21 protein-coding genes are annotated in these 21,960 nt (G+C 71.2%); 9 read left to right on the forward strand and 12 right to left on the reverse strand.

Annotation, left to right across the window (positions count from 1 at the left end; genetic code table 11):
- Positions 1-19 precede the first annotated feature (19 nt).
- The 6 genes from pstS to C6N31_RS19560 form a co-directional block, all read right to left on the reverse strand.
- A complete protein-coding gene (pstS, locus tag C6N31_RS19535) occupies positions 20-1,147 on the reverse strand; it encodes a phosphate ABC transporter substrate-binding protein PstS (RefSeq protein WP_138358487.1) in 1,128 nt (375 codons plus the stop codon).
- A gap of 326 nt (positions 1,148-1,473) precedes the next feature.
- Positions 1,474-1,917, reverse strand: a complete 444-nt coding sequence (locus C6N31_RS19540; protein WP_138358489.1) for an NUDIX hydrolase — start codon at positions 1,915-1,917, stop codon at positions 1,474-1,476.
- A gap of 6 nt (positions 1,918-1,923) precedes the next feature.
- Positions 1,924-3,171, reverse strand: coding sequence for a CHAD domain-containing protein (locus tag C6N31_RS19545; protein ID WP_381587305.1), 1,248 nt, complete (start codon positions 3,169-3,171; stop codon positions 1,924-1,926).
- Complete coding sequence (locus tag C6N31_RS19550; protein WP_381587313.1) at positions 3,152-5,356, reverse strand: RNA degradosome polyphosphate kinase; 2,205 nt, start codon at positions 5,354-5,356, stop codon at positions 3,152-3,154. The genes C6N31_RS19545 and C6N31_RS19550 overlap by 20 nt, the downstream gene beginning before the upstream one ends.
- A gap of 353 nt (positions 5,357-5,709) precedes the next feature.
- Positions 5,710-6,639, reverse strand: a complete 930-nt coding sequence (gene mshD, locus C6N31_RS19555; protein WP_138354039.1) for a mycothiol synthase — start codon at positions 6,637-6,639, stop codon at positions 5,710-5,712.
- Between the two features lie 102 nt (positions 6,640-6,741).
- Positions 6,742-8,040, reverse strand: a complete 1,299-nt coding sequence (locus tag C6N31_RS19560; RefSeq protein WP_138354040.1) for an MFS transporter — start codon at positions 8,038-8,040, stop codon at positions 6,742-6,744.
- A 252-nt stretch (positions 8,041-8,292) separates the two neighbouring features.
- On the opposite strand from C6N31_RS19560, the gene C6N31_RS19565 reads away from it, so the two are divergent.
- A complete protein-coding gene (locus C6N31_RS19565) occupies positions 8,293-10,104 on the forward strand; it encodes a bifunctional metallophosphatase/5'-nucleotidase (RefSeq protein ID WP_198357920.1) in 1,812 nt (603 codons plus the stop codon).
- Between the two features lie 285 nt (positions 10,105-10,389).
- The gene (locus tag C6N31_RS19570; protein ID WP_198357921.1) at positions 10,390-11,025 is read left to right on the forward strand and encodes a hypothetical protein; all 636 of its coding nucleotides are present in this window, start codon (positions 10,390-10,392) and stop codon (positions 11,023-11,025) included.
- 22 nt (positions 11,026-11,047) lie between these two features.
- Here C6N31_RS19570 and C6N31_RS19575 read toward each other — a convergent pair whose 3' ends face one another.
- The 6 genes from C6N31_RS19575 to C6N31_RS19600 form a co-directional block, all read right to left on the reverse strand.
- The gene (locus tag C6N31_RS19575; RefSeq protein WP_138354043.1) at positions 11,048-12,475 is read right to left on the reverse strand and encodes a sensor histidine kinase; all 1,428 of its coding nucleotides are present in this window, start codon (positions 12,473-12,475) and stop codon (positions 11,048-11,050) included.
- Positions 12,472-13,206, reverse strand: coding sequence for a response regulator transcription factor (locus C6N31_RS19580; protein ID WP_138354044.1), 735 nt, complete (start codon positions 13,204-13,206; stop codon positions 12,472-12,474). Before C6N31_RS19580 ends, C6N31_RS19575 begins: the two co-directional genes overlap by 4 nt.
- A 44-nt stretch (positions 13,207-13,250) precedes the next feature.
- Positions 13,251-13,508 (reverse strand): hypothetical protein, encoded by a 258-nt coding sequence (locus tag C6N31_RS19585; protein WP_138354045.1) that lies wholly within the window; start codon positions 13,506-13,508, stop codon positions 13,251-13,253.
- 43 nt (positions 13,509-13,551) lie between these two features.
- A complete protein-coding gene (locus C6N31_RS19590; RefSeq protein WP_138354046.1) occupies positions 13,552-14,673 on the reverse strand; it encodes a S1C family serine protease in 1,122 nt (373 codons plus the stop codon).
- A 122-nt stretch (positions 14,674-14,795) separates the two neighbouring features.
- Entirely contained in the window at positions 14,796-15,818 is a 1,023-nt protein-coding gene (locus C6N31_RS19595; protein WP_138354047.1) for a LacI family DNA-binding transcriptional regulator, read from the reverse strand.
- Positions 15,819-15,850: 32 nt separating this feature from the next.
- The gene (locus tag C6N31_RS19600) at positions 15,851-16,630 is read right to left on the reverse strand and encodes a response regulator transcription factor (RefSeq protein WP_138354048.1); all 780 of its coding nucleotides are present in this window, start codon (positions 16,628-16,630) and stop codon (positions 15,851-15,853) included.
- Between the two features lie 209 nt (positions 16,631-16,839).
- Between C6N31_RS19600 and C6N31_RS19605 the strand changes: the two genes are divergently transcribed.
- The 7 genes from C6N31_RS19605 (at position 16,840) to C6N31_RS19630 (ending at position 21,799) form a co-directional block, all read left to right on the forward strand.
- On the forward strand, positions 16,840-17,712 hold the full coding sequence (locus C6N31_RS19605; protein WP_138354049.1) for an alpha/beta hydrolase: 873 nt from the start codon (positions 16,840-16,842) through the stop codon (positions 17,710-17,712).
- 120 nt (positions 17,713-17,832) lie between these two features.
- Positions 17,833-18,126 carry a MoaD/ThiS family protein gene (locus C6N31_RS19610; protein ID WP_138354050.1) on the forward strand — a complete coding sequence of 98 codons (294 nt, stop codon included), beginning with the start codon at positions 17,833-17,835 and terminating at the stop codon, positions 18,124-18,126.
- Position 18,127: 1 nt separating this feature from the next.
- On the forward strand, positions 18,128-19,390 hold the full coding sequence (locus C6N31_RS19615) for a hypothetical protein (protein ID WP_198357922.1): 1,263 nt from the start codon (positions 18,128-18,130) through the stop codon (positions 19,388-19,390).
- A gap of 145 nt (positions 19,391-19,535) precedes the next feature.
- A complete protein-coding gene (locus tag C6N31_RS19620; protein ID WP_198357923.1) occupies positions 19,536-20,246 on the forward strand; it encodes an LmeA family phospholipid-binding protein in 711 nt (236 codons plus the stop codon).
- Positions 20,247-20,406: 160 nt separating this feature from the next.
- The gene (locus tag C6N31_RS46110; RefSeq protein ID WP_358789501.1) at positions 20,407-20,487 is read left to right on the forward strand and encodes an Ms5788A family Cys-rich leader peptide; all 81 of its coding nucleotides are present in this window, start codon (positions 20,407-20,409) and stop codon (positions 20,485-20,487) included.
- 136 nt (positions 20,488-20,623) lie between these two features.
- The gene (locus C6N31_RS19625; protein ID WP_138354053.1) at positions 20,624-21,463 is read left to right on the forward strand and encodes a sulfurtransferase; all 840 of its coding nucleotides are present in this window, start codon (positions 20,624-20,626) and stop codon (positions 21,461-21,463) included.
- A 45-nt stretch (positions 21,464-21,508) separates the two neighbouring features.
- Entirely contained in the window at positions 21,509-21,799 is a 291-nt protein-coding gene (locus C6N31_RS19630) for a DUF1416 domain-containing protein (RefSeq protein ID WP_138354054.1), read from the forward strand.
- Positions 21,800-21,960 lie beyond the last annotated feature (161 nt).

The following is a 21,960-nucleotide window of genomic DNA, read 5'->3' on the forward strand; positions in this document are numbered from 1 at the left end:
ACGGGGCCGGCCGCGCGTACTAGGAGAGGGTCGCGATCTGGGCGCGGACCTTGGTGGCGATCTCCGTCGGCAGCGGGGCGTAGCCGATGGAGGAGAGGCCCTTCTGGCCGTCCTCGCTCGCGATGTAGGTGAGGAAGGACTTCGCGAGCTCGAGCGTGTCGGCCTTGTTGCCCTTGTCGCAGGCGATCTCGTAGGTGACGAGGGCCAGCGGGTAGGCGCCCTCGGCCTTCGTGTCGTAGGCGAGCTTCAGCGACAGGTCGGTGCCGGTGCCGGTGACCTTGGCCTCGGCGATGGCCTTGGAGGCGTTCTCCGAGCTGGCCGCGACGGGGGCAGCGGCGCCGGTGGCGAGCTTGACCGTCTGCAGGTTGTTCGCGGTGGCGAACGACAGCTCGAAGTAGCCGATGGTGCCCTCGGCCTGCTTCACGTTCGAGGCGATGTCGGCGGAGCCGGGGGCGGACTGGCCGCCCTTGCCCTTCCAGGCCTTCGCGTGCTCGTAGGGCCACTCGGCCTTGGCCGTCGCGTTGAAGTACTTGGTCAGGTTGTCCGTGGTGCCCGAGTCCGTCGAGCGGTGGAACGCCTGGATGTTGCTGCTGGGGAGCTTGGCGGTCGGGTTGAGCTTCTTGATCGCCTCGTCGTCCCACTTGGTGATCGTCGAGTTGAAGATCTTCGCGAGGGTCGGCGCGTCCAGGACCAGGTTGTCGACGCCCGGCAGGTGGTAGCCGATCGCGATCGGGCCGCCGACCATCGGGAGGTCGATGCCCTGGCCGCCCTTGCAGATGGTCTTCGAGGCGGTGATCTCCTCGGGCTTCAGCGGGGAGTCGGAACCCGCGATGCTGACGGCACCCTGGTTGAACTGGGTGACACCCTCGCCCGAGGACGAGCTCTTGTAGTTGATGTTCGTGCCGGGGCAGGCCGCCATGTAGTTCTTGACCCACACGTCCATCGCGTTCTTCTGCGCGCTGGAGCCGGAGGCGAGCAGCTGACCGCCCTTGGCGCACGCGATGGAGCTCTTCGCGGCACCCGAGGTCTTGGTGTCGCCAGGCGAAGCGTTGTTGTCGGAACCACAGGCGGTCAGGACCAACGCGCTGGAAACCGCGACCGCGCCGACGGTCAGGGCGCGCAGTCCGCTGTTACGGGAAAGCTTCACCTTCTGTGTTCCTTCCAGGAGCCCGCCGGTGGACGGCGAAGCAGAGGTATGGAGGTCTGCATCCACCCGGCACAGCGTGATGCTCACCGGTAAGGCCGAAATTATGCAGAGGAAGTGAATCGACCAACGGGAGAGGGTGAACGCAAGGTGAACCTCGTCTATCAGTGCGGGGCGGCCTGTCGCCGACGGCGCTCCGAGGGGCGCGTGGGAGTCCTGGGACGCGTGGTGCCGGTCCGGGAAAGCCCTGGTCAGGGTGGGTCGGGCTGCCGGGTCGGCCAGGGCGTGTTGCGAAAGTCCCGCCTGGCCCACGACGCCTGGCACGCGCCCTAGCGCCGCCGGGCGGCGCCGGGCCGTACGGTCCGCAGCATGGCGTCGACGAGCGGGCGGTCGCGCTCGTGCGTGAGGCGGTTGCGCGCCGCCGCCGGGGGGAGCCAGACCAGCCGGTCGACCTCGTCGTTGACGGCGAAGGTGCCGCTGACGGCCTCGGCGGCCCAGTAGCGGACCTCCTTGGGGCGTCCGTCGGCGAGATAGCGGGCGGTCGGCAACGGCGCGCCGAGCACGCACTCCATGCCGGTCTCCTCGCGGATCTCCCGCAGCGCGGCGGCCACCGGGTCCTCACCGCGTTTGAGCTTGCCCTTCGGGTGCGACCAGTCGTCGTACTTGGGGCGGTGGATCAGCGCGATCTCCACGCCGTCGTCATGGGGCGAACGGCGCCAGAGGACCGCGCCCGCGGCCAGGACGGGGGGTTGTTCCCCCGGGGAACGCAGCATCGTGGCTCACCTCGAACCGGGGACGGCGGGGGTAACGGGGACAGCTGGGACGGTGGTGGCGGACGGTACGGAGGTGCGCTGCCAGAGCCGGGCGAAGGCGAAGCGGGCCGCCTCGACCTCCTGCCGCTGGTCGGCGTGGAGCACGCCCAGCGCGTACGCGGTCGCCGGGGCGATCCGCGGGGTGCGGGCGGCGGTCGCCACGGCATTGGCGGACTCGGCGGCCTCCCGGTGCCCCTCCAGCAGCCGGGCCGCGTCCTTGAGCCGGTCGTGCAGGCTCTCACCGGCACGGGTACCGGCGCCGGCGTCCTGATCGTCCGGGCCCTGACCGCCGTCGGAGCCGTCGGAGCCGCGGGCGCCGGGTTCGTCCGGCGGGCAGACCTCGGCGGCGTAGCGGCTGAGCCGCAGCAGGGTGCGGGCCTGGTGCCACGGTGCGTCCTGCAGGTCGCTGGACAGCTCCGGGCCGAGCGCGGCGCGCACGGCGTCGGCGTTGTACGGGTGCCCGGCCCGCGCCAGCGGCAGCGCGGCCGCCGCCTCGGCGAGCCGCTGGTGCGCCAGCCCCGCGAGCGGGGGCAGCCGCACGGTGGCGGGTGCGTCCGCCGCCGCGGACAGCGGCACCTCGGAGGCCAGTACGGCGACGGCGTCGGCCACCGCGTGGAACCGCGACGAGCCCAGCGCCTGCAGTGCGGCGGAGTGCGCCCGGGTGCGCGCCAGCGTCAGCTGCCGTTCCAGCAGCGCGCCCGCGCGGGCCGCCCCGATGGCCAGCGGCCCCTGCGAGCCGAGGGCGGGCTCCTCGGGCAGGGCGGGGTCGTCGGGGTTGCCGGGGTTGCCGGGGTCGCCGGTGTCGAGGGCCGGCCGGTCGGGCTCCGAGGCCAGCCGGTGCAGGGCGGACAGCAGCCGCGCGAGCCGGGCGGCGTACTGGTGCTCGTGGGCCAGGGACGTCGAGACCCAGCCGAGCTCGGTGCGCAGCGGATCGGCCCAGCCGGGGTCGGTGAGCGTGCCGTACGTGTGCAGGGTCGCGGCGATCCGGCGGGCGGACCGGCGCAGCAGCAGGCTGGCGGCGGCACCTTCGTCGTCGGCCTGGGCACTCTGGCTGAGCGCGCGCAGGAACGTGGACGCCTGCTCATGGAGGTAGCCGGAGACCACCTCCCCGGCGCTCAGCGCGCCGAGGGCGGCCCCGCCGGCCGGTTTCCCGTCGAGGACGATTGCCGGCTGGCCGGCCTGGGCGTACGCGGTGTCACGGTGTCGCTGGGCCACGCCGGCGCCTCCGGGCGTCGATGAGCATCTCCTGGACATTGCGCAGCGGCTGCCCGTCGGGGCCGGTGCTGTGCCGGGTCCAGTTCCCGTCCGCCGCGAGGTGCCAGGACGCGGTGTCGTCCGCGGTCCCGGTCTCCAGCAGGCGGTTGAGGGTGGCGCGGTGGGCCGGGTCGGCGACCCTGACCAGCGCCTCGATGCGGCGGTCGAGGTTACGGTGCATCATGTCGGCGCTGCCGAACCAGACTTCGGGTTCGCCACCGTTGCCGAAGATGAACACCCTGGAGTGTTCGAGGAACCGGCCCAGGGTGCTGCGGACCCGGATGTTCTCCGAGAGCCCGGCGACACCCGGCCGGACCGCGCAGATACCGCGTACCCATATGTCGACGGGCACACCGGCCTGCGAGGCGCGGTAGAGGGCGTCGATGATTCCTTCGTCGACGATGGAGTTGAGCTTCATCCGGATGTACGCCGGGCGGCCGGCCCGGTGGTGGGTGATCTCCTCCATGATCCGGGAGACCAGACCGTCGCGGAGGTTGCGGGGCGCGACGAGCAGCCGGTTGTAGACCTCGCGGCGCGAGTAGCCCGACAGCCGGTTGAACAGGTGCGAGAGGTCCGCGCCGACCTGCGGGTCGGCGGTGAGCAGCCCCAGGTCCTCGTAGAGCCGTGCGGTCTTGGGGTGGTAGTTGCCGGTGCCGATGTGGCTGTAGCGGCGCAGCGTGTCGCCCTCCTGGCGGACCACGAGCGACAGCTTGCAGTGCGTCTTCAGCCCCACCAGGCCGTAGACGACGTGGCAGCCCGCCTCCTCCAGCTTGCGGGCCCACTTGATGTTGGCCTGTTCGTCGAAGCGGGCCTTGATCTCGACGAGGACGAGGACCTGCTTGCCCGCCTCGGCAGCGTCGATGAGCGCGTCCACGATCGGGGAGTCGCCGGAGGTGCGGTACAGCGTCTGCTTGATCGCCAGTACGTCCGGGTCGGCCGCCGCCTGGTCCAGGAAGGTCTGGACGGAGGTCGAGAAGGAGTCGTACGGGTGGTGCAGCAGCACATCGCGTTCGCGCAGCGCCGCGAAGATGTCGGGCGCCGACGCCGATTCGACCTCGGCCAGGTCGCGGTGGGTGCCGGCGATGTACTTGGGGTACTTCAGCTCCGGCCGGTCCAGGCCCGCTATCGCGAACAGCCCGGTCAGGTCGAGCGGGCCGGGCAGCGGATAGACCTCGGTGTGCTTCATCTTCAGCTCGTGCACGAGCAGGTCGAGCACCCGCGGAGCAATCGATTCTTCCACTTCGAGGCGCACCGGCGGCCCGAAGCGGCGCCGCATCAGCTCCCGCTCCAGCGCCTGGAGCAGGTTCTCGGTGTCGTCCTCCTCCACCTCCAGGTCCTCGTTGCGGGTGACCCGGAACATGTGGTGGTCCAGGACCTCCATACCGGGGAAGAGCTCCTCCAGGTGCGCGGCGATGACGTCCTCCAGCGGGACGTAGCGCTGCGGGCTCGCCTCGAGGAAGCGGGAGAGGATCGGCGGCACCTTCACCCGGGCGAAGTGCTCGTGCCCGGAGACCGGGTTCCGTACGACGACGGCCAGGTTCAGGGACAGGCCGGAGATGTACGGGAACGGGTGCGCCGGGTCGACGGCCAGCGGGGTCAGCACGGGGAAGATCTGCTGCCGGAAGAGGGTGAACAGGCGGGCCTGCTCCTTCTCCGTCAGCTCCGCCCAGCGGATGACGTGTATGCCCTCGTCGGCCAGCTGCGGTGCGATGTCGTTCTGGAAGCAGGCGGCGTGCCGGGCCATGAGCTCGCGGGACCGGGTGAGGATCAGGTCCAGTACGTCGCGGGGCTGCAGGCCGGAGGCCGAACGGGTGGCGACACCGGTCGCCATGCGGCGCTTGAGGCCGGCGACCCGGACCATGAAGAACTCGTCGAGATTGCTCGCGAAGATCGCGAGGAAGTTAGCCCGTTCGAGGAGCGGCGTGGCCGGATCCTCGGCGAGTTCCAGCACGCGTTCGTTGAACGCGAGCCAGCTGCGCTCGCGGTCCAGGAAGCGGCCCTGGGGGAGATCACCGTCGGCTTCGCCCTCGGAGGCGGGGCCGACAGCGGCCTCCACGTCGGGGACGAACTGGGGTCGGAAAGCGGTGCTGACCGTGCCTGTCCCCTTGGGCTGACCGGGGACACCGGCTTGATTCATCGAGGCCATGGAGTACGAGCCCTCCTCCGGTTCCGGCACGTCGAACACGTCGTACGGCTTGCCGGGAGCCCTCGGGGAGCGCCCTGGGGCCGTCCGTTCATTGTCCCGTGCCGAACGGGAAAGCGGCAGGTCGGGCGGTGGGGGGTGCTGCGGGTTGGGGGGAGGGGCAGCGGGCTGCATTCCGTGATGCTCGCAAGCCAGTCTGAATCAGCGGTAACGAGAACATGACGGGCCGGACAGCGGGGGGCGACTCCGTGGTGCACAAAGTCTCAGTACCGGCTCGGAACGATTCCGGTCCGGTGTCGGGCGGGCCGCGTCCCCCGCGGTGAGGTACATCGGGGACGGCGTACGGTCCTTCGCGATCAGCTCTCCGTGCGGTACATCAGGTCGGTCTCGTGGGTCGTGAAGCCCAGCCGCTCGTAGACGGTGACGGCCGGGATGTTGTCCGCGTCCACGTAGAGCATCGCGGTGGGCAGCTTCTCCTGGTCCGCGAGGTGCCGCAGGCCGATCGCGGTGAGCGCCTTGCCCAGGCCGCTGCCCTGCTCGTCCGGGTGGACACCGACGACGTAGACCTCGCCGAGCCGGTCCGCGCGGTGCACCTTCGTCCAGTGGAAGCCGACGACGTCGTCCCCGCGGACGGCGAGGAAGAAGCCCGCCGGGTCGAACCACCGCTCGGCCTCGCGGTCGTCCAGGTCACGCTGGGTGAGCGAGCCCTGCTCGGGGTGGTGGGCGAACGCGGCCGCGTTCACCGCCAGCCAGGCGGCGTCGTCCTGCCCGGGGACGAAGGTCCGTACGGTGATGCCCGCCGGGATCACCGGCTCCGGCAGCGCGGGGCCGCCGTCGAGCGGGCGGCGCAGCTGCCGCAGCTCCCGGAACAGGCTCAGCCCGAGCTGTACGGCCAGGTGCCGGGCGGCCGGGTGGCCGCCGTGCGCCCACACCCGCAGCCGCTTGCCGCTGGCGTCGAGCAGCGCCCGGCCGAGCGCGTGGCCGTGGCCGTGCGCGCGGCGGGCGGCGCTGATGAGGAACTCGGCGGCGGGCGGCTCGACCGGGTCGGTGTCCTCGAGCTGCCCGTAGCCGGCCAGCTCGTCGCCCACGTACAGCAGCAGGTGCCGCACCCCGGGGCGCGCCCCGCCGCGCAGATTGAGCCGGCCCTGCTCGGAGACCGCCCACTGCCCGTCGGCCGCCGCCGCCTCGCCGAGGAGCGCGAGGACGTCCCGCGCGGTGTCGGGCGCGAGCGCGTCCACGGTCTCGATCCGGCGGGTGGGCGTGCTGGGCTGCGCGGCGTCGGTCATGAACCCGAGCGTAGAGCCTGTCCGGCGGATAGTGGGGCCCAGGCATCGCCTGGTGGACGGGCGCCCCCGCCGAAGGCGGGGAAGGCTTGCGAGGCTCCCCCGTTACCGCTGGGAGGTGTCCCCGGCACCTGCGAACGCGGTGGTATGCGCCGTGGACAGGTCCGCTCCGCCGGCCACCGGATCACGGGAGGGAACGAGGACGGCCGCGAGGCAGGCCGCGGCTCCGGCGACGGCGAAGCCGGGCCAGTAGCCGGCGCCGGTGATCAGGGCGCCGATGACGGGCGGGACCAGGGCGGCCGTCAGGTTCTGGCCGGTGTTGTGGATGCCCAGCGCGCGTCCGGACCAGGCGGGCCCGGCGCCCTCGGCGGTGGCGGTGAAGGACAGCCCGTTGGTGCTGGCCGTGATGCCGATGGCCAGGACCAGGGCGACGTCGGTGAGGGGGGACGGGAAGGCCGCGGTCAGCGCGGTGGCCCCGATGACCGCGGCGGTGATCAGGGCGAGCTGCCGCATCGGCCGCATCCGGCTGCCCACCCGGTCCGACCAGCGGCCCACGACGATCCGCGAGACCGCGCCCAGCCCCTGGCCCAGCGCCACCAGCTGCCCGGCCGCGACCGGCGACCAGCCGCGTGCGTCGACCAGCAGCACCAGCGCGAAGGCACCCGCCGTGAACTGCGGGACGACCAGCAGTGCGCCGGAGCCGTGGATGCGCCACAGCACCTTCGAACCGCGGTACGGATTGGCGGTACGGACGGCCGTCCCCGCGCTCCTCGCGGCGCGGGCCGGGTCGGCGGCGAACGCGGCGATCAGGACCGCGATCACCCCGCAGAGCGCGGCGAGGAACGCGATCGCGCCCCGCACCCCGTACGCGGCGGCGATCGGCGGCATCGTCAGCGCCGCCATGGCCATCCCGAGCGGGGTGGAGGTCTGCCGGATGCCCATGGCCAGCCCGCGCTCCCCGGCGCCGAACCAGCCCATCACCAGCCGGCCGCTCGCCGAGTAGACGGAGGCCGAGGCCGCGCCCGCCAAGGCGAGGACCAGGCCGAACGCGGTCATCGAGCCGATCGTCGTGGCCACCCCGAGCAGCACGGCCGCCAGCCCCAGCCCCGAGGAGATGACGATGCGCTCGCCCCAGCGGTCGGCGGCGGCGCCCCAGGCGATCAGGGCCAGCACCAGCCCCGCCGTCGGGCAGGCGGCCAGCAGGCCGACCTGCGTGAGGGTGAGGTGCTCCGCGGAGCGCAGCTCGTCGGCGAGGGACGGGATCGCGTAGACGAACGCGCAGGCCGAGGTCTGCGCGGCGGTTCCCAGGGCGAGCATCAGCCAGCGCTTCGCCTGCGGGGGCGTCAGCGGGGACGTCGGCGGGAGCGTCCGGGCCGGTGGCTGAGGGGAGTTGGGCGTCTGCATCGCTGGGTGCGCCTCCTCGGTCGGTGGTGGACACAACTATGCCGCCGTACTGCATGGTGAGACAGGGTGTTTCGCATTCTGGGACGGTGCGTCGGCGGGACGGTCGGCCGGCCGCTGGAGCTCCGCGGAGTTCCGCGAGTCGAAATCAGCTTTTAACCCTCGAACGCCTGTCGCGCTACGCGCGTTGACCCTAGGCTCCCCGAATCGGCCACACCTGGACGGCTCTTTACCTTGAGGACTCAGAGGGAACCCATGTCTCTGGCACGTAGATTGACCGCCGCGGCCGCGGGGCTCGCGGCCATCGGCGCGCTCGCCGCCGCCGCGCCCGCGCACAGCGGCCACGGTGGCTACGGTGGCGGTCACGGCGGCAACGGCCACGGTGGCGGCGGCCACGACAGCCGCACCGTCGACCTCCAGCTGCTCGCGCTGAACGACTTCCACGGCAACCTGGAGCCGCCCGCCGGTTCGTCCGGCCGGGTCACCGAACTCCAGGCCGACGGCACCACGAAGACCGTCGACGCGGGTGGCGTCGAGTACCTGGCGTCGAGCCTGCGCACCGCCCGCAAGGGCCACGACCGCTCGATCACCGTCGCCGCCGGTGACATCGTCGGGGCCAGCCCGCTGATCTCGGGGCTCTTCCACGACGAGCCGACCGTCGAGGCGATGAACAAGCTCGGCCTGGACGTCACCAGCGTCGGCAACCACGAGTTCGACGAGGGCAGGACCGAGCTGCTGCGCCTGCAGAGCGGCGGCTGCCACCCGACCGACGGCTGCTACGAGAAGGGCCGGAAGTTCAAGGGAGCGGACTACCCGATCCTCTCGGCGAACGTCGTCAACGAGAAGACCGGCAAGCCGCTGCTCGCGCCCTACTCGATCCAGAACGTGAACGGCGTGCGCGTCGGGTTCATCGGCGTCACGCTCAAGGGCACCCCGAACATCGTCTCCGCCGACGGCGTCAAGGGCCTCAAGTTCCTCGACGAGGCCGAGACGATCAACAAGTACACGAAGGAACTGAAGCGCAAGGGCGTCAACGCCGTCGTCGCGCTCATCCACGAGGGCGGCTTCCCCGCGTCGCCCGCGTACAACTACAACTGCGATGCGGGCGGCGCCGGTTCCGGGATGTCCGGGCCCATCGTCGACATCGCCAAGACGACCTCGGCCGACGTGGACGCCCTCGTCACCGGCCACACCCACAACGCCTACGTCTGCACCATCCCCGACCCGGCCGGCAACCCGCGGCTGGTGACGAGCGCGTCCTCGTTCGGCCGGCTCTTCACCGAGCTGGACATGAAGTACGACCGCAGGACCCAGGACATCGTCCGCACGTCGGTCAAGGGCTCCAACCACGTCGTGGACCGCGTCCAGCCGAAGGCCGCGGACCTCACCAAGCTCGTCGACCACTGGCGCGCGCTGGCCGCCCCGGTCGCGAACCGCACGGTCGGCTACATCAGCGCGGACGTCAAGGCGAACGACGCCGACGGCAACGAGTCGCCGCTCGGCGACGTCATCGCCGACGCGCAGTTCGCCTACGGCAAGACCCTCGACCCCAAGACATCGATCGCGCTCATGAACCCCGGTGGCATCCGCACCGACCTCGTCTACGCGCCCTCGGGTACCGAGGGCCCCGGCGTCGTCACGTACGGGGAGGGCTTCGCCGTCCAGCCGTTCAGCAACACGGTGAACCTCGCGGATCTCACCGGCGCTCAGGTCATCACCGCTCTGCAGCAGCAGGTCAGCGGGGCGAACCAGGCTTCGCCGAAGATCCTGCAGGTTTCGTCGGGGCTGACGTACACGCTCGACCTGACGAAGACGGGCGCGGACCGCGTCGTCGCGGACACCGTGAAGCTCGGTGGGGTTCCGATCGATCCGGCCGGTGTCTACCGCGTCGCCATGAACTCGTTCCTGGCGGGTGGCGGGGACGGGTTCGCTGCTCTTGGCGCTGGGAAGAACCCGCTCGTCGGGGGGGACGACCTCGCCGCGCTCAATGCTTACCTGACGGCGAACTCGTCGGCTGCGGCGCCGCTTGTGCCTCCGGCGGCTGACCGGATCACGGTCGTCAAGTAGCACCGCCCAACGTGGAGTTGGGAGACGCGGGCTTAGCCGCGACAGGGGCCCGGGTCGCGGAAGGACATCCTTCCGCGACCCGGGCCTTCTGCTGCTCGGGGTCGCAGGGTTCGCGCATGGGTCAGTAAGGTCATATGACTGCAGAGTGACGTGCGCGCAACGGGACTTCGATGCACGGGGGGCATGGCATGACGAATCGTCCGACGGATTGGCACGTCCTGGATCTGGACGCCGCGCAGAACTCCCCCTTCACACTCTTCTGGTCCAGAGAGGACTGACAAGCACGTGAGCCGGTACATCGATGTGATCGAGCCGATGAGGCAAGCCTCGGATCAATCGATCGTGGCCTTCTGCGCCTCCTGCGCGGAGCAGGCGGCGTCGCTCTACAGGGGTTTGGGGAACGCCGAATTCCAGGAGAGGTTCGAGGAACTGCTCGAACTGTGCTGGGAGGCTGCCGGTGGCCGGGCGGACGAGGACGACTGCGTGGAAGCGCTGGAGGAGCTGGAGGTCGCACCGGAGCTGGATGAGGACGACTCCGACCGGCAGGAGTTCTATGCCGGACACTCCCTGGCCCTCATCGCCGGAACTCTCGCCGCCTCCATGAGACCTGACCCGGGCAAGGGCGAACTCTCAGGGCAGACGGTGGAGACGGTGCTCTCCGAATTCGACTGGGTGCTCGCCGGTAGCGTGCCGCGCGTCGTCAGAGCCGGTGACCCGCTGCCGGAACCGGGCTCGCTGCACACCGCCGCCCTGGACGCTCAGCGCACGGTCCTCGAAGCGATCCGCGACAACGGGTCGGGAGGCACGGGCGATCTCGATCTGACCCGGCTGCGTGAGGTCAGCCGTGAGCTGGCCGCTGAGATCACCCGTGCGCTCCCCGATGTTGCCGCGCATCGGGGCTGGGATGTGGCGGAGGCCTGACGACGCCAGTGGTCGTCCCGGTTCATGTCAGGCCGGGCGGGGCCATGGGGGCGCCCGGGAGGCGGACGGTGGCCACGGTGCCGCCGCCGCCGGCCGGGCGGAGGCTCACCTCGCCGCCGGACTGCTGGACGGTGCGGGCCACGATGGACAGTCCCAGGCCGCTGCCGGGCAGGCTGCGGGCGGACGGGGAGCGCCAGAAGCGCTCGAAGACGTGCGGGAGTTCGTCCTCGGGGATACCGGGGCCGTGGTCGCGGACCGTCAGCACGCCGTGGTCCAGCCGTACTTCGACCGAGCCGGCCGGCGGGCTGAACTTCACCGCGTTGTCCAGCAGGTTCACCACCGCGCGTTCCAGAGCGACCGGCTCCGCGCGGACGTACCAGGGCGCCAGCTCGGCCCGGATCGCCAGATCGGGCCCTCGCAGCCTGGCCCGTTCCAGCGCGGCTTCCGCGATCTCGTGCAGGGCCACCACCTGGAGCGTGGGCTCCCCGTCAGGGCGGGAGAGCTCCTGAAGGTCGCCGATCAGCGCCGCCAGCTCCGTCATCTGCGCCTTCACACTCGCCAGCAGCGCCTTACGGTCCGCCGGGGGGATGGGCCGCCCGGCGGCCTCGCTGCGCTCCAGCAGTTCGATGTTGGTGCGGAGGGAGGTGAGCGGGGTGCGGAGCTCGTGCCCCGCGTCCGCGATCAACTGCTGCTGCCGGTCGCGGGACGATGCCAGTGCGGCCGTCATCGCGTTGAACGATTCTGAGAGCCGTGCGATCTCGTCCTCCCCTTCGACGGGGATCCGGACGCTGAGGTCTTCGGTCCGTGCGATGTGCTCGACGGTCTCGGTGAGGCGGTCGACCGGCTTCAGCCCGGCCCGGGCGATCAGCAATCCGGCGGCGCCGGCCCCGAGGACGCCGATGCCGGCGACCGCGAGCAGGACCCAGGCGAGGGTGTTCAGGGGGTCGGTGATCTCGGACAGCGGGCGGGCCACGGACAGGGCGAGCGGCTGTCGGCCGAGGGCCAGGTTGGTGCCCATGGTGTAGACGCGCAGCTCGGTACCGTCCGCGGTCGTCACATTGTGGGTGACGGCATGCGGAGTGCCATCGGGCTTGAGGGGATCAGCGGCGATGGCCTGGTCGACCTTCGTCACGGGGAAGGCTGCGGTGCCCTCGACCCAGCACGATTTGCCGTTGGGCTGGACCACTTGGGCGGATGTGTTGTTCGTGTTGATGAACGGATATCGCCCCGGGCCGACGTCCTGCACCGGCGGGGTGGCCAAGCATCCGTTCTGGTTGATCGATCGCGAGATCTGAGGAACCGCGTCGGCCTGGCGCAGCGACCGGTCCAGCTGCTCCGTGAGCTGCTGCTTCGTGATCAGCCAGCAGGAGAGTGCCACCGCGGCCACCGCCACCGCCACCGCGGCCGCCGTGAGGATCGCCAACCGCGAACGGAGTGGCAACCGCTTCATGACTTGCCGTCCGGCGCCCGCAGCGCGTAGCCGACGCCGCGGACGGTGTGGACGAGTCGGGGGAGGCCGTCGATCTCGGTCTTGCGGCGGAGGTACATGACGTAGACGTCGAGGGAGTTGGAGGAGGGCTCGAAGTCGAAGCCCCAGACGGACTTGAGGATCTGCTCGCGGGTCAGGACCTGGCGGGGGTGGGCGAGGAACATCTCCAGCAGGGTGTATTCGGTGCGGGTGAGTTCGACGGGGCGGCCGGCGCGGGTGACCTCGCGGGTGGAGGTGTCCATGCGGAGGTCGGCGAAGGTGAGGGCGTTGTCCTCGTCGGCTGCGGCCGCCGCGGCCGCGTAGGAGCTGCGGCGCAGCAGGGCGCGGAGGCGGGCGAGGAGTTCGTCGAGTTCGAAGGGCTTGACGAGGTAGTCGTCGGCGCCCGCGTCGAGGCCGGTGACGCGGTCGCCGACGGTGTCGCGGGCGGTGAGCATCAGGATGGGCACGGTCACACCCGTGGCGCGGAGCCGGCGGGCGGTGGTGAGGCCGTCCATGCGGGGCATCAGGACGTCCAGGATGATCGCGTCCGGCCGGTAGCCGTCGACCTGGTCGAGGGCCGCCATGCCGTCGGCGGCGATGGCGGTGTCGTAGCCCTCGAAGGCGAGGCTGCGCTGCAGCGCCTCGCGTACGGCGGGCTCGTCGTCGACGATCAGGATGCGGGCGGGGGCCTCGCCGTTCTCGCCGGGGCTCATGGGGGTCGCGACCTCGTGGTGGTGAAGGGGGGTGGGGACGGTTATCAGCCTCGCACGGCGGCGGGGCGGTGGCGTGCGGAGCCGCGTCGGACGGGTGCCGGGGTGGCGACTTCGGCGGCGCGGGGCGGCTGCGGGGCGGCTGCGGCGGCCGGTGTGACCGGCATTCCGTGCAGCAGGTCGAGGTCGGCGGGGCCGGTGCGGACGGCGGCGTCGGGTGCGGGGCCGCCCGCTCCCCAGGAGACGGCGGCGGCGAGGGCGTGCCGGGCACGGTTGACGTTGACGGTGATGGCGTTGGTGGTCATGGGACTGCCTCCCCTGAGGTGGAGCTCGGGTGCGGACCGCAGGTCAGTTGGTGCCGCCGCTGCGCAGTGAGTCGAGGTCGGCCTTCACGGTGTTGATCGGGATGGAGAAGCCGAGGCCGACACTGCCGGCGCTGCTGCCCGAGGAGCCGGACGAAGCGGCCGAGTACATCGCGGAGTTGATGCCGATGATCTCGCCGTTCATGTTGATCAGCGCGCCGCCGGAGTTGCCGGGGTTGAGGGACGCGTCGGTCTGGATGGCCTTGTAGGTGGTCGTGGAGTTGCCGGTGTCGCCGTTGTACTGGTTGCCGCCGAAGCTGAACGGCCACTGGTCGGAGCCGCCGCTGCCGCCCTGGCCCTGGCCCCGGCCCTGGCTCTCGTCGGTGGAGACGGTCACGTCGCGGTTGAGCGCGGAGACGATGCCGCTGGTGACGGTGCCGGTCAGGCCCTCGGGCGAACCGATGGCCACGACCTGGTCGCCGACGGCGATGCCGTCGGAGTTGCCGAGCTTGGCGGCGGTGAGGCCGCTGGCGTTGTCGACCTTGATGAGGGCGAGGTCCTTCTTGGCGTCGGCGCCGACGACCTTGGCGGTGGCCGTCCTGCCGTCGCTGTAGGTGACCTTGATGCTGGTGGCGCCGGCGATGACGTGGTTGTTGGTGATGATCTCGCCGTTGCTGGTGATGATCACGCCGGCGCCGGTGGACCGGCCGGCGTTCGAGGTCGCGCCGATCTCGACGATGCTCGGGCTGACCGCGGCGGCGACGCCGGCCACGCCGGTCTTGCTGGAGCTGGCGTTGACGGCGGCTGCCGCGGTGCTGACGGTGGGGTGCGAGGTGGTGTTGCCGATCAGCGCCACCGTTCCGCCGCCGACGACGCCCGAAGCGATCGCCACGGCGGCGAACAGGGCGATCGGCTTGCGGACCTTGCGCCGGGAGGTGGGGACGGGGGAGGGACCGGGCGAGGGCTGTGCACCGGGGGGCGGCGGCGGGTACATGCCGTCGGAACCGCTGCCCGCCGGGGGCGCCTGGTGTGTGGTGTGCGGTCCGCTGGGCCACACGGTGACCCCGGAGGGGGTCGTCACGGGCTGCTCCGGCTCGTACGCCGGCGGGGGCGGATAGGCCGCGTTCGGGTCGTAGTCGCTGTTGCTGCGCTGCGTGTGATCGGTCATGTCACTGACTTTGCGGCGGCAACATGAGAGCTTCCTGAGCGTCCGCTGAGAAGCCCGACAGAAGTAGGTATGCCCGATATAAAGGTCAGCGGCCCCAAGGGGGGCGGGCCTTTAGCGGGGCCTTACTGGCAGCCGCAGGAGGCCCGTACGACGAGCCGGGACGGGAACTGCCGCAGCCGGTCGCGACGGGTGCCGTTGACGCGCAGCGAGTCGTCCAGGACGAGGTCCACCGCGGCGCGGGCCATCGCCTCACGGTCCGAGGCGACCGTGGTGAGCGGCGGGTCGGTGAGGGCCGCTTCCTTCACGTCGTCGAAGCCGGCGACGGCCAGCCCGCCCGGTACGTCGATCCGCAGCTCGCGGGCAGCGCGCAGCACGCCGATCGCCTGGTCGTCGGTGGCGCAGAAGATGGCGGGCGGCCGGTCCGGGCCCGCGAGCAGGCCGAGGGCGACCTGGTAGGCGTCGTAGCGGTTGTAGGGGGCCTGGAAGAGCCGGCCCTCGATGGAACGGCCGGACTCCCGCATCGCGCGCCGCCAGCCTTCGACGTGGTCGGTGACGGGGTCACCCAGGACCGGGGTCTTCTCGGTGCCGCCCAGGCACGCCACGTACTCGTGGCCGTGCTCCAGCAGGTGGCGGGTGGCGAGCTGCGCTCCGCCGATGTCGTCCGTGACGACCGCGTACTCGTCGATCGCCTCCGGCCGCTCGTGCAACAGGACGATCCGGGCGTCCCACGCCTCTATCTCGGCGGCGGCGTTCGCGCTCGGGCCCTGGCTGATCAGGATCAGCCCGGAGACCCGCATGCCGAGGAACGCGCGGAGGTAGTGGATCTCGCGGTCGTCCAGATAGTCGGAGTTGCCGACGAGGACCATTTTTCCGCGGTCGGACGCCGCCTGCTCGACCGCGTGCGCCATCTCGCCGAAGAACGGCTGACGGGCATCGGGGACGATCAGGCCTATGAGGTCCGTGCGGCGGCTGGCCATCGCCTGGGCCACACGGTCCGGGCGATAACCGAGCTGCGCGATGGCCGCCTGCACCCGCTCGCGGGTGGCCGGGGCGACCGGCCGGGGTCCGTTGTTGATGACATAGCTGACGACGGCGGTGGACGTACCCGCCAGCCTGGCCACATCGTCACGCGTCACCTTTGCCACGGGCCGCAGTCTACGCGGGTCCACCCCGTCCGTTACGCGGATCTGTCGGCGCTCGCACGCGCTCGGGCCTGGGCCTGGGCCTCGGCTTGCGCCTGGGCCTGGGCCTGGGCCTTCGCGGCTTCCTCGGCGGCCCGCTCGACCTTTTCCGGGGTGACGAAGCGGTAGCCGACGTTCCGGACGGTACCGATCAGGGACTCGTGCTCAGGGCCGAGCTTCGCGCGCAGTCGCCGTACGTGGACATCCACCGTCCGGGTGCCGCCGAAGTAGTCGTATCCCCAGACCTCCTGCAGCAGCTGCGCGCGGGTGAAGACCCGGCCCGGGTGCTGCGCGAGGTATTTGATCAGCTCGAATTCCTTGAAGGTCAGATCCAGCACCCGGCCCTTGAGCTTCGCGCTGTACGTCGCCTCGTCGACCGACAGGTCGCCGTTGCGGATCTCCATCGGGCTGTCGTCGACGCCGATCTGCTGGCGGCCCATCGCGAGCCGCAGCCGCGCCTCGACCTCGGCGGGACCCGCGGTGTCGAGCAGGACGTCGTCGATGCCCCAGTCGGCGGTGACGGCGGCGAGGCCGCCCTCGGTGACGACCAGGACCAGCGGACAGCCGGGGCCGGTGGAGCGGAGCAGCTGGCACAGCGAGCGGACCTGGGGCAGGTCACGGCGGCCGTCGATCAGAATGACGTCGGCGCCGGGGGTGTCCACCAGGGCCGGTCCTTCGGCCGGTGCCACGCGGACGCTGTGGAGCAGCAGTCCGAGCGCGGGAAGTACTTCGGTGGACGGCTGGAGCGCGTTCGTCAGGAGCAGGAGAGAGCTCACTTGTCGCTCCCATCGGTCGTCCGGTACTGCTGCTGCACACTTTGCTTGCCCATTTGCGAACCCTCCTCGGTCCCTGCGAGGACGTACCTGGTGAAGCGGTGTTTCAGAAAGCGGTGTCTCAACATGTGGTCGGAAAACCTGGTTCAGAAAGCACGAAAGGACCCGGGGGCGACGCTGCCCGGATCCTCTTCCCCAGGAGAATAGCCCACATGGAGAGCCTCGGTGAGTCCCTGAACGGGCCTTTGTGTGTTTCATCGATCACTTCGGGTGGTCGGCGTGCGGTTCTGTTGACGGAGGACGGCGTACGAATCGAGGCCGAACACCGGCCGTCGGACGGCGGAACTTCCGGCGCGGGGAACCCGGCGTACGAGGGCTGCGCGATCGTGGTGGCGCACGGTTTCACGGGGGCGCTGGAGCGGCCCGCGATCCGCCGGGCGGCGGAGGTGTTCGCCGAGTTCGCGGGCGTGATCACCTTCTCCTTCCGGGGCCACGGTGGCTCCGGCGGCCGGTCCACCGTCGGCGATCTGGAGGTGCTCGACCTCGACGCGGCCGTGGGGTGGGCGCGACGCCTGGGGTACCGGCGGGTGGTCACGGTCGGCTTCTCGATGGGCGGCTCCGTCGTGCTCCGGCACGCGGCGCGGTCGCCGGAGGCGCTCGCGGGGCGCACGGAGGCACCGGCCGCCGGACGGCTGGGCGGCGTCCCGGACGCGGTCGTCTCGGTGAGCGCACCGGCCCGCTGGTACTACCGGGGGACGGCGCCGATGCGGCGGCTGCACTGGGTGGTCACCCGGCCCGCGGGCCGGCTCGTCTCACGCCTCGGACTGGGGACCCGGATCCACCCGCGCGAGTGGGACCCGGTCCCGCTCTCGCCGATCGAGTCCGCGGCGCTGATCGCCCCGACGCCGCTGCTGATCGTGCACGGCGACCAGGACGCGTACTTCCCGCTCGACCACCCCAGGTCGCTGGCGGGCGCCGCAGGGGACGCGGCCGAGCTGTGGATCGAGCCCGGGTTCGGCCACGCGGAGAACGCGGCCGACGACGCTCTGCTGCGCCGGGTCGGGGCCTGGCTCGGCACGGTCTGACCGGCTCGCGCCGGGGCTCACATCCCGGCCCCCGGACGGGTGTCATCATGGACGGCGGCTGTACCTCGCAGGAGCCGCAGGGAACCCGTGAGACCGCAAAGACAACGACAAGGAGCCGCTATGGCGGCAAGCGACATTCCGGTGACGCCCGCCCCAGGCGCCGGCACGATCCGCTACTGGGCCGCGGCCAAGGCAGCGGCCGGCACGGCCGAGGAGCCGTACCGCGCCGCCACGCTGGCCGAGGCGCTCACCGCCGCGCGCGAACGGCACGCGCGGCAGCCGGAGTTCGCGCGCGTGCTCCTGAGGTGCTCGTTCCTGGTCGACGGCAACCCCGTCGGCACGCGGGACCACGCGGGCGTGGCCCTGGCCGACGGCGGCACCGTCGAGGTCCTTCCGCCGTTCGCGGGTGGGTGACATGACCTCCTCCGACTGGGACGAGAACCCGCAGCAGAACCCGCATCAGAACCATCAGCAGAACCCGAACGCGTACGAGCCGTACGACCCGTACGCGGCCGGGCAGCCGCAGGCGCACCCCGGGCCGATGCCGCCCGCCGAGCCGATGTGGCAGAACCAGGCCCCCGGCGATCAGTACGGCCGGCAGGGCCAGCCGCAGAGCCAGCAGCAGGGCCGGCCGCAGGGCCAGCAGTACGGCGACGGTTACGCGACGCCCGGCTACGACGCTCCCGCGCAGCAGCCGTACGGCGACCAGCAGCACGACCAGAACAGCGCCCCGCAGGCTCAGTACGACCAGTACGGGCAGTACCCGCCCTACGACCCAGCGGCGGAGGGCGACCACACCGCCGTACTGCCGGCCATCGACGACTTCCCGTCCCAGCCCGCGCAGACCGTCCCGGAACCGGCGTCCGCGGAGCCGCGGGCCGGTGGCAGGCGTGCCGCCCGTGGCCGGGCCGCGGCGCCCGCCGCCGGGCAGCGCACCGGTTCGCCGATCATCGCGCCCGGGATGCAGCCGGCCGCGCTGACCGCCGTTCTCGCCCTGCTGATCGCGGGCGGGGCCGTCGTCGGCCGTCCGGGGCTCGCGCTCGTGGTGGCGGTCCTGCAGGCCGTCACCGCCGCCGGCTGGTTCCGGCTGAACGGCATGTGGCCGGCCCGGCAGGGCATCGTGCTGGCCTTCCTGGCGGGCGTCACGGCGGACGTCGCGCTGCTCGCGACGGACGGCGACAACGTGCCGGCCGTGGTCGTCGGCACGCTGGGGACCTGGCTGCTGCTGGTCCTCGTGCTGCAGATGCGCCACCGGGGGACGACGGACGAGCGGCTGTCCTCGCTGACGGCCACTTCGGCGTCGACGCTGATGACCGTCCTGGCCACCGGCTTCCTCGCGGTCGCCTGGACACCCGGCGGCAGCGATCCGGTGGTGGTCGGCGCGGTGGCGGTCGCCGTCGCGACGCTCGCCCGCGCTCTGCCGCTGCCCGGCGCCGCCTCCGTCGTGGTGGCCGTGCTCGCCGCCGCGGGCAGCGGCATCGTCACCGGCCGGCTGACCGACCTCGGCACCCAGGGCGCGCTGCTGGGCCTGGCCGCCGGTGCCTGCGCCGTCATCGGGCTGCGGGTCGCCAGCTACGACTTCCCGTCGCGCTTCGTCCACTTCACCGCGGGCGTCGCACTCCCCCTGACGGCCGCGGCTCCGGTCGTGTACGTACTGGGCCGGGTCCTCACCGGCTGACGGAAGGCCGAACGCCCCGGTGCCGGAACCCCGTTGCCCCGAGTGGGCCGCTGTCACAACCTCACGACAAACGACAGCGGTCCACCCGGGTGCCGGGGGAAGGCGGGTTAGGGTCGGTCGATCACGCCTGAACCCGGGGAGCGCCATGCGAGCCGCACGAATACTGCTGATCGTCCTCGTCGTTCTCGGCGGGCTGTTCGTCGCGGCCGACCGCATCGCCGTCTCGGTGGCCCAGGACAAGGCGGCCGAGCGCGCCCAGCTGACCCAGGGCCTGAGCTCGAAGCCCGACATCTCGATCAAGGGTTTCCCGTTCCTCACGCAGGTCGCCTCGGACAAGCTCGATGACGTCAAGATCACCGCGCACGACATCCAGGCGGGCACCGGCGCCGAGCGGCTGCGGATCGACAGCTTCACCGCCGACCTACGCGGCGTGAACCTCTCCGGCGACTACCAGCGGGCGGTCGCCGACACGGCGGACGGCTCGGCGTTCATCACCTACGCGGACCTGTCGGCCGCCGCGCCTCCCGGAGTGACGGTGGCGTACGGGGGCGAGAGCAAGGACGGCAAGGGCCGGGTCAAGGTGACCGGCAGTGTGACGATGCCGCTGATCGGGACGGTCAAGCGCAGTGTCACCAGCGTGATCAGCGTCGAGCACGGCGACACGGTGCGACTGCACGCCGACGCGATACCGGGCGCCGACTCCATCCCCGGCCTCGACAAGCTGATCCGCGAGAAGATCGACTTCACCCGGAGCCTGGTGGGACTGCCCACGGGCATCAAGGTCCAGTCGGTCGTGACGACCCCGAGCGGCATATCGGTGGCCGTGTCCGGAACGAACGTCGTTCTCGCGGGCTGAGACGGCGGCGTCCGCACCTCAGTCGGAATCGGCGGCAGAACGGCTCCCGGGCCCGCCGCGTAAGGGCCGACCCTTCCCACGTCCCAATATCCGGACAATCTTGTCTCGGTATATGACACGCTGGTGACACTTTCGGGGAGGTTTCCCTACGATCGGGGTCATGAAGCGACAGGCGGATCTTACGAAGCGGCGGGCAGTCGACCTGTGCCGCGTCGCCGCCAGTCTCTGTCGCATGCCCTAGGGGCGGCAGCCTTCTACGTACCGGACCAGGCCCGACGGCCGTTCGTGTGCGCCTGCCTCCCCGGCGTTTCTCTCACATTCTGCGCAATGTCGCGCCCCCGTTCTGGCGCATCCGTACTGCCCCGGAGGAGAACAAAATGAGCCGCAGTGACGTCCTCGTGGACGCCGATTGGGTCCAGAGCCACATCGACGACCCCAAGGTGGTGATCGTCGAGGTAGACGAGGACACCTCGGCCTACGAGAAGAACCACATCCGTAACGCCGTGCGCATCGACTGGAAGTCCGACCTGCAGGACCCGGTCCGCCGCGACTTCGTCGACCAGGCCGGCTTCGAGGCCCTGCTGTCGGCCAAGGGCATCGGCAACGACGACACCGTGGTCCTCTACGGCGGCAACAACAACTGGTTCGCCTCGTACGCGTACTGGTACTTCAAGCTCTACGGCCACGACAGCGTCAAGCTGCTCGACGGCGGCCGCAAGAAGTGGGAGCTCGACTCCCGCGACCTGGTCGTCGAGGTCCCCGAGCGGGCCGCGACCACCTACAAGGCCAAGGAGCAGGACACCTCGATCCGCGCGTACCGTGACGACGCCGTCGCCGCGATCAACACGCTGAACCTGGTCGACGTCCGCTCGCCCGACGAGTTCTCGGGCAAGCTGCTCGCCCCGGCCCACCTCCCGCAGGAGCAGTCGCAGCGCCCGGGCCACATCCCGAGCGCCCGCAACATCCCGTGGTCGAAGAACGCCAACGACGACGGCACGTTCAAGTCCGACGAAGAGCTGACCAAGCTCTACCAGGACGAGAACGTCGACCTGGCGAAGGACACCATCGCGTACTGCCGCATCGGTGAGCGCTCCGCGCTCACCTGGTTCGTGCTGCACGAGCTGCTCGACCAGCCGAACGTCAAGAACTACGACGGCTCGTGGACCGAGTACGGCTCCCTCGTCGGCGTCCCGATCGAGCTCGGCGCCAACGCCTGAGTCCGGTTCCAGACCCGTTCAAGACCACCCCTCAAAGGATCAGACATGTGTGGAGCAAAGGCCGGCGGCCCGGACTTGGCAGGAGTTGACGTGGCGAGCGAGACGATCATTCAGGGTTCGGTAACCCGTGACGGCGAGCCGATCAGCGGCTACGTCCGGCTGCTCGACGGCGGGGGCGAGTTCACCGCGGAGGTCCCGACCTCGGCGACCGGACAGTTCCGCTTCTTCGCCGCACCCGGCACCTGGACCCTGCGCGCCCTCGTCCCGGGCGCCACGGTGGACCGTACGGTCGTGGCCCAGCAGGGCGCGGCGGCCGATGTGGCCATCGCGGTCTGAGGCACTGGGTCACTGCGTCTCCGAAGCATTGAGTCACCGCCGTCGAGCCGTTCCTCGACGGCGGTGACTCAAGCACTGAACGGCCGAAGGGCCGCACCCCTGGGTTGGAGCTTTATGGGGTGCGGCCCTTCGTGCTGCCTGTTTGCGCTGCTCGGAAGTAC

Source organism: Streptomyces fildesensis (assembly GCF_016107395.1).
GTDB lineage: Bacteria > Actinomycetota > Actinomycetes > Streptomycetales > Streptomycetaceae > Actinacidiphila > Actinacidiphila fildesensis.

Excerpts from the sequence above, each read along its gene's own strand:
- C6N31_RS19540 (WP_138358489.1), bottom strand. The coding sequence starts at position 1,917 with ATGCTGCGTTCCCCGGGGGAACAACCCCCCGTCCTGGCCGCGGGCGCG.
- C6N31_RS19565 (WP_198357920.1), top strand. The coding sequence starts at position 8,293 with ATGTCTCTGGCACGTAGATTGACCGCCGCGGCCGCGGGGCTCGCGGCC.
- C6N31_RS19560 (WP_138354040.1), bottom strand. The coding sequence starts at position 8,040 with ATGCAGACGCCCAACTCCCCTCAGCCACCGGCCCGGACGCTCCCGCCG.
- C6N31_RS46110 (WP_358789501.1), top strand. The coding sequence starts at position 20,407 with ATGAAGCGACAGGCGGATCTTACGAAGCGGCGGGCAGTCGACCTGTGC.
- C6N31_RS19620 (WP_198357923.1), top strand. The coding sequence starts at position 19,536 with ATGCGAGCCGCACGAATACTGCTGATCGTCCTCGTCGTTCTCGGCGGG.
- C6N31_RS19615 (WP_198357922.1), top strand. The coding sequence starts at position 18,128 with ATGACCTCCTCCGACTGGGACGAGAACCCGCAGCAGAACCCGCATCAG.
- C6N31_RS19625 (WP_138354053.1), top strand. The coding sequence starts at position 20,624 with ATGAGCCGCAGTGACGTCCTCGTGGACGCCGATTGGGTCCAGAGCCAC.
- C6N31_RS19610 (WP_138354050.1), top strand. The coding sequence starts at position 17,833 with ATGGCGGCAAGCGACATTCCGGTGACGCCCGCCCCAGGCGCCGGCACG.
- C6N31_RS19630 (WP_138354054.1), top strand. The coding sequence starts at position 21,509 with ATGTGTGGAGCAAAGGCCGGCGGCCCGGACTTGGCAGGAGTTGACGTG.
- C6N31_RS19590 (WP_138354046.1), bottom strand. The coding sequence starts at position 14,673 with ATGACCGATCACACGCAGCGCAGCAACAGCGACTACGACCCGAACGCG.
- C6N31_RS19550 (WP_381587313.1), bottom strand. The coding sequence starts at position 5,356 with ATGGCCTCGATGAATCAAGCCGGTGTCCCCGGTCAGCCCAAGGGGACA.
- mshD (WP_138354039.1), bottom strand. The coding sequence starts at position 6,639 with ATGACCGACGCCGCGCAGCCCAGCACGCCCACCCGCCGGATCGAGACC.
- C6N31_RS19580 (WP_138354044.1), bottom strand. The coding sequence starts at position 13,206 with ATGAGCCCCGGCGAGAACGGCGAGGCCCCCGCCCGCATCCTGATCGTC.
- C6N31_RS19585 (WP_138354045.1), bottom strand. The coding sequence starts at position 13,508 with ATGACCACCAACGCCATCACCGTCAACGTCAACCGTGCCCGGCACGCC.
- C6N31_RS19575 (WP_138354043.1), bottom strand. The coding sequence starts at position 12,475 with ATGAAGCGGTTGCCACTCCGTTCGCGGTTGGCGATCCTCACGGCGGCC.
- C6N31_RS19605 (WP_138354049.1), top strand. The coding sequence starts at position 16,840 with ATGGAGAGCCTCGGTGAGTCCCTGAACGGGCCTTTGTGTGTTTCATCG.